7 protein-coding genes and 2 pseudogenes are annotated in these 7748 nt (G+C 68.2%); 3 read left to right on the forward strand and 6 right to left on the reverse strand.

All coding sequences use genetic code 11. The annotated features are described in order from the left end of the window. A pseudogene (locus Z052_RS12715) lies at positions 1-269 on the forward strand (hypothetical protein); the annotation flags it as partial. A 43-nt stretch (positions 270-312) separates the two neighbouring features. On the opposite strand, the gene Z052_RS12720 reads toward Z052_RS12715, so the two are convergent. Then, the gene (locus tag Z052_RS12720; RefSeq protein ID WP_099289098.1) at positions 313-1461 is read right to left on the reverse strand and encodes an acyl-CoA dehydrogenase family protein; all 1149 of its coding nucleotides are present in this window, start codon (positions 1459-1461) and stop codon (positions 313-315) included. 145 nt (positions 1462-1606) lie between these two features. Here Z052_RS12720 and Z052_RS12725 point away from each other — a divergent pair, with 145 nt between their 5' ends. Further along, positions 1607-2404 carry an RIO1 family regulatory kinase/ATPase gene (locus tag Z052_RS12725; protein WP_094519547.1) on the forward strand — a complete coding sequence of 266 codons (798 nt, stop codon included), beginning with the start codon at positions 1607-1609 and terminating at the stop codon, positions 2402-2404. A gap of 31 nt (positions 2405-2435) precedes the next feature. On the opposite strand, the gene Z052_RS12730 is transcribed toward Z052_RS12725, so the two are convergent. The 5 genes from Z052_RS12730 to Z052_RS12750 are packed head-to-tail and all read right to left on the reverse strand — an operon-like array spanning position 2436 to position 7414. Next, entirely contained in the window at positions 2436-3188 is a 753-nt protein-coding gene (locus tag Z052_RS12730) for an ABC transporter ATP-binding protein (RefSeq protein ID WP_044965613.1), read from the reverse strand. 8 nt (positions 3189-3196) lie between these two features. After that, a complete protein-coding gene (locus Z052_RS12735) occupies positions 3197-3985 on the reverse strand; it encodes an ABC transporter ATP-binding protein (RefSeq protein WP_049929902.1) in 789 nt (262 codons plus the stop codon). Beyond that, complete coding sequence (locus tag Z052_RS12740) at positions 3978-5159, reverse strand: branched-chain amino acid ABC transporter permease (RefSeq protein ID WP_049929900.1); 1182 nt, start codon at positions 5157-5159, stop codon at positions 3978-3980. Before Z052_RS12740 ends, Z052_RS12735 begins: the two co-directional genes overlap by 8 nt. Next, positions 5156-6115: a branched-chain amino acid ABC transporter permease gene (locus Z052_RS12745; RefSeq protein WP_004596315.1), complete on the reverse strand. Its 960-nt coding sequence runs from the start codon at positions 6113-6115 to the stop codon at positions 5156-5158. Before Z052_RS12745 ends, Z052_RS12740 begins: the two co-directional genes overlap by 4 nt. Positions 6116-6124: 9 nt before the next feature. After that, positions 6125-7414, reverse strand: a complete 1290-nt coding sequence (locus Z052_RS12750; protein WP_094519546.1) for an ABC transporter substrate-binding protein — start codon at positions 7412-7414, stop codon at positions 6125-6127. 181 nt (positions 7415-7595) lie between these two features. Between Z052_RS12750 and Z052_RS12755 the strand changes: the two are divergent. Beyond that, a pseudogene (locus Z052_RS12755) lies at positions 7596-7748 on the forward strand (proline dehydrogenase); the annotation flags it as partial.

The raw sequence follows: 7748 nt of genomic DNA on the forward strand, positions 1-7748 counted from the left end.
CGCCGACGCCGACCTGCGTCCACCACGTCGCGGAGAACCGCACGCTGTACGGCTCCATCGACCCGGACGCGCGGGCGGGCGACGTGCCCGCGGTCCGCACCGTCGCGTTCCTAACGGGACTCGACGGCGACCCCGTCGACCTCGGGCTCGTCTCCGTCAACGGCGAGGCGGCGTTCGGCTCGGCGCCGTTCCGGCGGGCGGTCCCTGAAGGCTCGCGGCTCGCGGAGAGCCTGCGCGCCGTCGACGACGACCTGATCGAATTCCCCTGAGGCGCGCCGAGCGCCCGGCGTCGCTGACTGACGACTTGCCCGACTAGAGGCCGAGTTCGCGCCCGATGACGACGTGCTGGATCTCGCTGGTCCCCTCGCCGATCTCCATCAGCTTCGCGTCGCGGTAGAAGCGCTGCGGCGCGAAGTCGGTGGTGTAGCCGTAGCCGCCGAGCGTCTGGACCGCCTCCTCGGCGACCTCGCGGGCCGCCTCGCTGGCGTCGAGTTTCGCCAGCGCCGACTCCCGGGTGACCGACTCCCCGGCGTCGTACTTCGTCGCCGCCCGGTGGGTGAGGAGTCGGGCGCGCTCGATCTGCCGGTGCATGTGGACCACCTTGTCGCGGACCGCGTCGAACTTCGATATCGGCTTGCCGAACTGCTCGCGTTCGCCGGAGTACTCCTTGGCGGCCTCGTAGGCCCCCTGCGCAAGCCCGACCGAGAGCGCGGCGATGGAGATGCGCCCGCCGTCGAGCGTCTTCATCGTCTGTGTCCACCCCTCGCCCTCCTCGCCGAGCAGCCGGTCCTCCGGGATCCGCACGTCGTCGAAGCTGATCTCGCAGGTCGGCGAGCTGTTGAGCCCCATCTTGTCCCAGACCGTCGTCACCTCGAACCCGTCGTCGTTCTCGGGGTCGACGATGAACGTCGAGATGCCGTCGTAGCCGGCCTCGGGGTCCGTCACCGCCTTCACGAGGACCGAGTTCGCGACGTTCGCGTTCGTGATGAACTGCTTGGTGCCGTTCAGCACGTACTCGCCCGCCTCGGCGTCGTACTCCGCGGTCGTGTCCATGTCGGAGGCGTCGGAGCCGCTGCCGGGCTCGGTGAGCGCCCACGCGCCGATCTCGCCGCCCTCCGCGAGCGGGCGGAGCCACTCTTCCTTCTGCTTGTGGGTCCCGAACAGCTCGATCGGCTTCGCGCCGAGCGAGGTGTGGGCCGCGTACGAGAGCCCGATCCCGCCCGAGACGCGGCCCAGCTCTTCGGTGACCAGCGCGTACATGAGCTGGTCGCCGCCGAGGCCGCCGTACTCCTCTGAGACCGGGACGCCCATCATGTCCAAGTCCGCGAGCGACTCGAACACCTCGTCGGGGAAGCGGTGTTCGTCCTCGATCTCCTGGGCGATCGGCGCGATCTCCTCCTCGCAGAACTCTCGGACGGTGTCGCGTATCATCCGGTGTTCGGCGGGTACCTCGAAGTCCATGGGCAAGAATTGCGACGCGTGGGCATAAACGATGCGAACGACCGTGATGGACTGTGGCGGGGTCGGCGGTGTCGCCCCGCGCCGACGACTTATCAGGCGCCGCCGCGAGCCGACGACTTATCAGGCGCCGCCGCGTGCCGTCGGTATGGAGTTCCGCGAGCTCGTCCGGGGGCGCGTCGACTGGCCCGACGTCGAGCGCGTCGCGCGCGAGCTGGCGGACCGGTACGACCGCGATACGATCCGGGTCCGGTTTCTCGACGCCGACAACTGGCTGTCGACGCCGATGGTCGTCGACGACGACCTCTTCGTGAAGGTGATCACCCGGCAGAACACGCTCGTCCACGCGCTGTTCACCACCGGGCGGAACCTCGGCGCGGTCTCGTCCGGCACCGAGGGGTTCTTCGAGCGCCACGAGACCCCCTACGAGATGGCGCGTCACGAGCTGGAGGCGACCCGCCGGGTCCGCGAGCTCGGCGTCAACGCGCCGGAGCCGGTCGAGGCGTTCGAGGTCGGCGACCTCGGCGTGCTGGTGTTGGAGTACCTCCCCGAGTTCCGCACGCTGGACGAGCTCGACGCCGACGCCGTCGCCCGGCTCGCGCCAGAGCTGTTCTCGACGCTGCGGACCGTCCACGACGCGGGGCTCGCGCACGGCGACCTCCGGGCCGAGAACGTCCTCGTCGCCGACGGCGACCTCTACGTCATCGACGCGACCCGCGTGAGCGAGGACGGGCGCGAGGCCGCTCGCGCGTACGACCTCGCGAGCGCGCTCGCGGCGCTGGAGCCGATCCTCGGCGCGGCCGACGCGATCGCCGCCGCGCTGACGAGCTACTCGACCGACGAGCTGCTCGCGGCGCGCCGATTCCTCGACTTCGTCGCGATCCGTCCCGACCACGACTTCGACGCCGCGGAGCTGACGGGCGAGCTCGAGAAGCGCACGGCGTGAGACGCCGCGAGAAAGCGGACCGACCGGAGACTCAGCCGCCCAGGTACAGCTGCGAGACCTCTTCGTCGTTCAACAGCTCCTCCGGCGTCCCCTCGAACCGGACGGTCCCCTGGTCGAGGACGTAGCCGCGGTCGGAGATGCCGAGCCCCTTCGTCACGTTCTGCTCGACCATGAGGATCGCCGTGTCCATGTCGTTGACCTCCTTGACGTCCTCGAACACGTCGTCGGCGGTGTTCGGTGCGAGCCCCGCCGACGGCTCGTCGATGAGCAGCACGTCGGGCTCCATCACCAGCGCGCGGGCGAACGCGAGCACCTGACGCTGGCCGCCGGAGAGCGTCTTCGCCTTCGAGCCGCGCTTCTCGTCGATGATCGGGAACCGGTCGTACAGCGTCTCGATGACTTCCTCGAGGCTCCCGTCGCGGGCGACGCCGCCCATCCGGAGGTTCTCGTCGATCGTCAGCGAGCCGAACACGTTGTCGGTCTGGGGGACGTAGCCGATCCCCTCGCGGACGATCTCCTCGGGCGCCATCCCGCCGATGTCGCGGCCGTGGTACTCGACGGTCCCCGTCCACGGCGTCAACATCCCGAACGCGGTCTTGAGCACCGTCGACTTCCCGGCGCCGTTTGGCCCGACGAGACAGACGATCTCGCCCGGGTCGAGCCGGACCGAGCAGTCGTCGAGCACCTGCACCTCGCCGTACCCGCTGTCGACGCCCGACAGCGAGAGCACGGGGTCGGTTCCGCCGTGAGGCCCGTCCGCGGCCCCGGTCGTGTCGTCTGTCATACCGTCGCTCATCTTCCGCCTCCGAGGTACGCGTCGATGACGCGGTCGTCGTTCCGGACCCCCTCCGGCGTCCCCTCCGTCAGGACGTGTCCCTGATCCAAGACGACGATCGGGTCCGCCAGGTCCATCACGAACTCCATGTCGTGTTCGATGAGCAGGAACGTAGTTCCCTGCTCGTTGAGCCGCCGGATTTGGCCTTTGAGCTTCTTTGCCAGCGTCGGGTTCACCCCCGCCACAGGCTCGTCGAGCAGCAGCACCTCCGGCTCGGCGAGCATCGCCCGCGCGAGCTCGACGAGCTTCATCTGGCCGCCGGAGATGTCGGTGGCGGGCTGGGTCGCGAGGTGGTCGATCTCGAAGTCCTCCAGTATCCGCTCCGCCTCGGCGAGGTTCGCCGACTCGCTCTCCGCGACCGTCCCCGGCGAGGTGAAAAGCGTGAGGAACGACTCGCCGGGCTGTTTCCGCGGACCGACCAGCATCGCCTCGCGGACCGTCATCCCCTCCAGCTTCCGGGGCGTCTGGAACGTCCGGATGAGCCCGTGTTCCGCGACTTGGTACGGCTCCATGCCGGTCACGTCGGTCCCGTTCACCTCCACGGTCCCGCCGTCCGGCTCGTAGAAGCCGGAGATGAGGTTGAAAAGCGTCGACTTCCCGGCGCCGTTCGGGCCGATGAGCCCGGTGATGGTTCCGCGCTCCACCGCGAACGTCGCGTGGTCGGTCGCCGCGAGCCCGCCGAACGACTTCTGGAGGTCGTCGACGCGGAGGACCGCGTCCTCCTTCGGAAGCGCGCCCTCACTCATCGTCATCACCTCCCTTCCGCTCGCGGACGCCGCTGTCCGGCGTCTCGGGCGTTCCGCCACCGCCGACCGCGCTCGGCCAGATCAGCTCCCGCTGCGGCGGGAGGACCCCCTGCGGCCGGTAGCGCATGACGGCGACGATGACGACGCCGATCAACAGCAGTCGCAACGGCGCGGGGTCGATCGGGAGCGCCACGTCGTTCAGGAAGCGCGTCCCCTCGCGGATCGTGACGATGACGATCCCGCCGAACAGCGCTCCACGGTTGGAGCCGCTGCCGCCCAAGATCACCGCGACCCACGCGTAGAACGTCGTGATCGGGTCCAAGTCGCCCGGCCCGACGTAGAGGTTCAGATGCGCGTAGAAGACGCCCGCAAGCGCCATTATCAGGCTCCCGAGGACGAACGACTGCATCTTGAACGAGTAGGTGTTCTTGCCCAGCGCCCGCGCGAGGTCCTCGTCGGAGCGGATCGTGCGCAGCACGCGCCCCCACGGCGATCGGTGTGCGCGCCGGAGGACGAAGTACGCCGCGCCCGCGAACGCGAGCACCAACAGGACGTTCAGCGACGCCTGCCAGAACGCCGTCTCCAGGATCACCGGCGACCCGGGGATCACCTCCAGCCGGAGCCCCGGCATCGCTTCCGGGAACGTCGAGAGCACCGGCCACCCGTCGAAGAAGCCCGGGATGCCGCGCAGCCCCGCGCTCCCGTTCGTCAGCCAGCGCTCGTTTAACACGATCAGCCGCACGACCTCCGCGAGCCCGAGCGACGCGATGGCGAGGTAGTCGGCCCGGAGCCTGAGCGTCGGGATGCCGATGAGCAGCGCGAGCGCGAGCGCGACGACGAGCGCGACGGCGAGCCCGACGAGCGGACTGAATCCGCCGGCGATCGGCGAGCCGCTCGCGGTCATCAGCGCGGTGCCGTACGCGCCGATGCCGAAGAACGCGGCGACGCTGAAGTTGATCAGTCCCGTGAACCCCCACTGGGCGTTCAGCCCGAAGGACAACAGCGCGTACATCCCCGCCAGTCCGACGAGGAACAGGAAGTACGTCGGACCGAGCGCGCCGGTGAGCATCGCGACGAAGAGGAACAGTACGAACGCGACGCTGACGCCGAGCACCCACCCCTCCGGGCGGGAGAGGTCTGCGAACGCCGCTTTCGGGTCGTCGAGGAGGCTCACGTCGCGCCCTCCCCGGCGATCCCGTTGGGCCGGACCAACAGCACGACGACCATGATCACGAACGCGATCGCGTTCGCGTACTCGATAGTGATCATGTTCTCGATCACGGTCGCGAGCCAGTTCGGACGGATCGGTAGCGCCTCGACCACGTTGGAGAAGAACGGCGTTAGCTGGTTTATCATGCCGATGAGGAACCCGCCCGCCATCGCGCCGTAGACGGAGCCTATCCCGCCGAGGATCACCGCCGCGAAGATCACCAACAAGAGGTTAAAGCCCATCCGGGGCGCGAGCTGATTGAACAGTCCGAGGAACACGCCGCCCGCGCCGGCGAGCCCGGCGCCGATGACCCACGTCCACAGCTTGACCCGCTTCGTCCGGATACCGCTAACCCGCGCGAGGTCGGGGTTGTCCGCCATCGCGCGCATCTTCCGACCGAGGTCGGTGTACTGGAGCAGGACGTGGAGCCCGACGACGAGCGCCACCGCCGATCCGAATATCGCGACGTCGTGGAGCGTTATCCGGACGCCGTACGGCACCAGCGCCTCGATCGGCCGCAGCGGCCGGACGTCGAACCGGGTGAAGTCGGAGCCGAACCGGATCTGGATCACCGCGCGGTAGATGAACGCGATCCCGATCGACGTGATCAGCAGGCCGATCGAGTCGACGTCGAGCGGCTCGTAGATGAGCTTCTCGGTGGCGACCGCCACGACCGCGGCGACTGCGATCCCGACGACCAAGGCTAGGAAGAAGCCGTACGGGAGCCCCAACACCGCGCCGCCGAGCCCGCCGACGGCGCCGAAGGTCACGAGCGCCGAGTACGCACCGATCGTCATCGTGTCGCCGTGCGCGAAGTTCGCGAAGTCCGCGATGCTGTACACCAGCGACAGCCCGATGCTGCCGAGGACGATGATGCTGCTGAACACCAATCCGTTAGCCAGGTATCCGAGGACGGTCATCGGTCGGGATTAGCCTTCGATGAAGTCGATGCCTTCGTACGCGTGGTCCTGGACCTCCAGGACCTGAAGAAAGCCGATCGGGTCCCCGTTCTCGTCGAAGTCGATGGGGCCGCTGACCCCCTGATAGTCGACGTCGTCCGGTCCGCCGCCGTCCGCGAGGATCCCGCTCGCGGCCTCGAACGAAGTCACCGTCTCGCCCTCCGGCCCGGAGACGCGCCGGACGGTGTCCTGGAGCGCCGCCCCCGTGAACTCGTCCGCGGCCTGGATCGCCAAGGCGGCGTTGATCACGCAGTCGTACGCGTACGCCGCCCACGAGGTCGGCTGCCGGCCGTACTCCGACTCGAAGGTGTCCGCGAACGACTGGTAGTTCTCCTCCTCGACGGGCGCGGACGGAACGACGATCTTCATCCCCTCGATGCTCCCCTCCGGGGTGTTCTCGAGCACGTTGTCGCCGGAGACGGAGTCGGCGCCGTAGAACTGCGCCTCGTACCCCGAGGAGAACACCTCGTTGACCATCGTCGCGAACTCGGCCTGGTAGGTGATGAACAGCCACGCGTCGGCGCCGGAGCTGTTCATCTCCGAGATGACGCTGGAGTACGACTGCTGGTCCTGATCGTGCGGCGTGTTGTAGACGACCTCGCCCTCGTACGCGTCGACGAACGCGTCCGTGAGGCTCTGGCCGTAGTCGTTGTTGACGTAGGTGATCGCAACCTCGTCGTAGCCGTCGTCGCTGATGAGGTTCGAGAGCGCGAGCGACTGGCTCCGCCCCGACGGCGACATCCGGAGCAGTCCCGGGAACTCGGTGAGGTTGAGCCCGGTGGAGTTCTGGCTCAGCTGAACGACGTCCGTTCCTTCGATGACGCTCTCGTAGATGGCCAGCGAGACGCCGGAGCCGACCGCGCCGATCAGGAACGGCACGCCGTCCTGATTGACGAGCTTCTGGGCGGCAGCGATCCCGCCCTGGTTCTCGCTCTCGGAGTCCTCGACGACGATGTCGAGGTCTCGCCCGTTAATGCCGACCTCGTTGACCATCGAGAGGGCGAGGTCGACGCCGCGCTGGTTCCGCTCGCCGAACGCCGACAGCGACCCGGTCTGGGAGTCGACCATCCCGATCTCGTAGGCCTCGGTCGAGTCGCCGCCGTCGCCGCCGTCACTGCCGTCGCTGCCGTCACTGCCGTCGCTGCCGTCACTGCCGTCGTCAGTCGTGCTGAGACAGCCCGACAGTCCGACGAGTCCCGCACCGCCGGTCAGTTTCAGCAGCGTCCGCCGATCCGTCATGCCCGTGGTATTCCGTGACATATGTTTCCGATAGTCCCGAGCACATTCGGCTACCTTAACCCCGACCCGTCCATGGTCGGTGAGCGCGCGGCAGATCGATGAATCGGCTGGTAGTGGGACTGAAAGAATTTTATACAGGAATATGTCTTCGGAACAATTGGTCGGGTGCCATTATATACCGCTCCGGATCCGCAGTGATCGCATGATCCCGCCCATCGCGAGCAACTTTGTCGCCGGGGAGACGCCGGAGGCGGCGCTCGCTCACGTCGAGGGGCTCAACAACCGCGGCGTGGCCGGCATCCTGAACCTGCTCGGCGAACACTACGAGGAACGGCCCCCCGCCGACGCCGACGCC

Origin of the sequence: Halorubrum sp. C191 (assembly GCF_002727095.1) — an archaeon.
Taxonomy (GTDB): Archaea; Halobacteriota; Halobacteria; order Halobacteriales; family Haloferacaceae; genus Halorubrum; species Halorubrum ezzemoulense.

Excerpts from the sequence above, each read along its gene's own strand:
- Z052_RS12725 (WP_094519547.1), top strand. The coding sequence starts at position 1,607 with ATGGAGTTCCGCGAGCTCGTCCGGGGGCGCGTCGACTGGCCCGACGTC.
- Z052_RS12720 (WP_099289098.1), bottom strand. The coding sequence starts at position 1,461 with ATGGACTTCGAGGTACCCGCCGAACACCGGATGATACGCGACACCGTC.
- Z052_RS12730 (WP_044965613.1), bottom strand. The coding sequence starts at position 3,188 with ATGACAGACGACACGACCGGGGCCGCGGACGGGCCTCACGGCGGAACC.
- Z052_RS12750 (WP_094519546.1), bottom strand. The coding sequence starts at position 7,414 with ATGTCACGGAATACCACGGGCATGACGGATCGGCGGACGCTGCTGAAA.
- Z052_RS12745 (WP_004596315.1), bottom strand. The coding sequence starts at position 6,115 with ATGACCGTCCTCGGATACCTGGCTAACGGATTGGTGTTCAGCAGCATC.
- Z052_RS12735 (WP_049929902.1), bottom strand. The coding sequence starts at position 3,985 with ATGAGTGAGGGCGCGCTTCCGAAGGAGGACGCGGTCCTCCGCGTCGAC.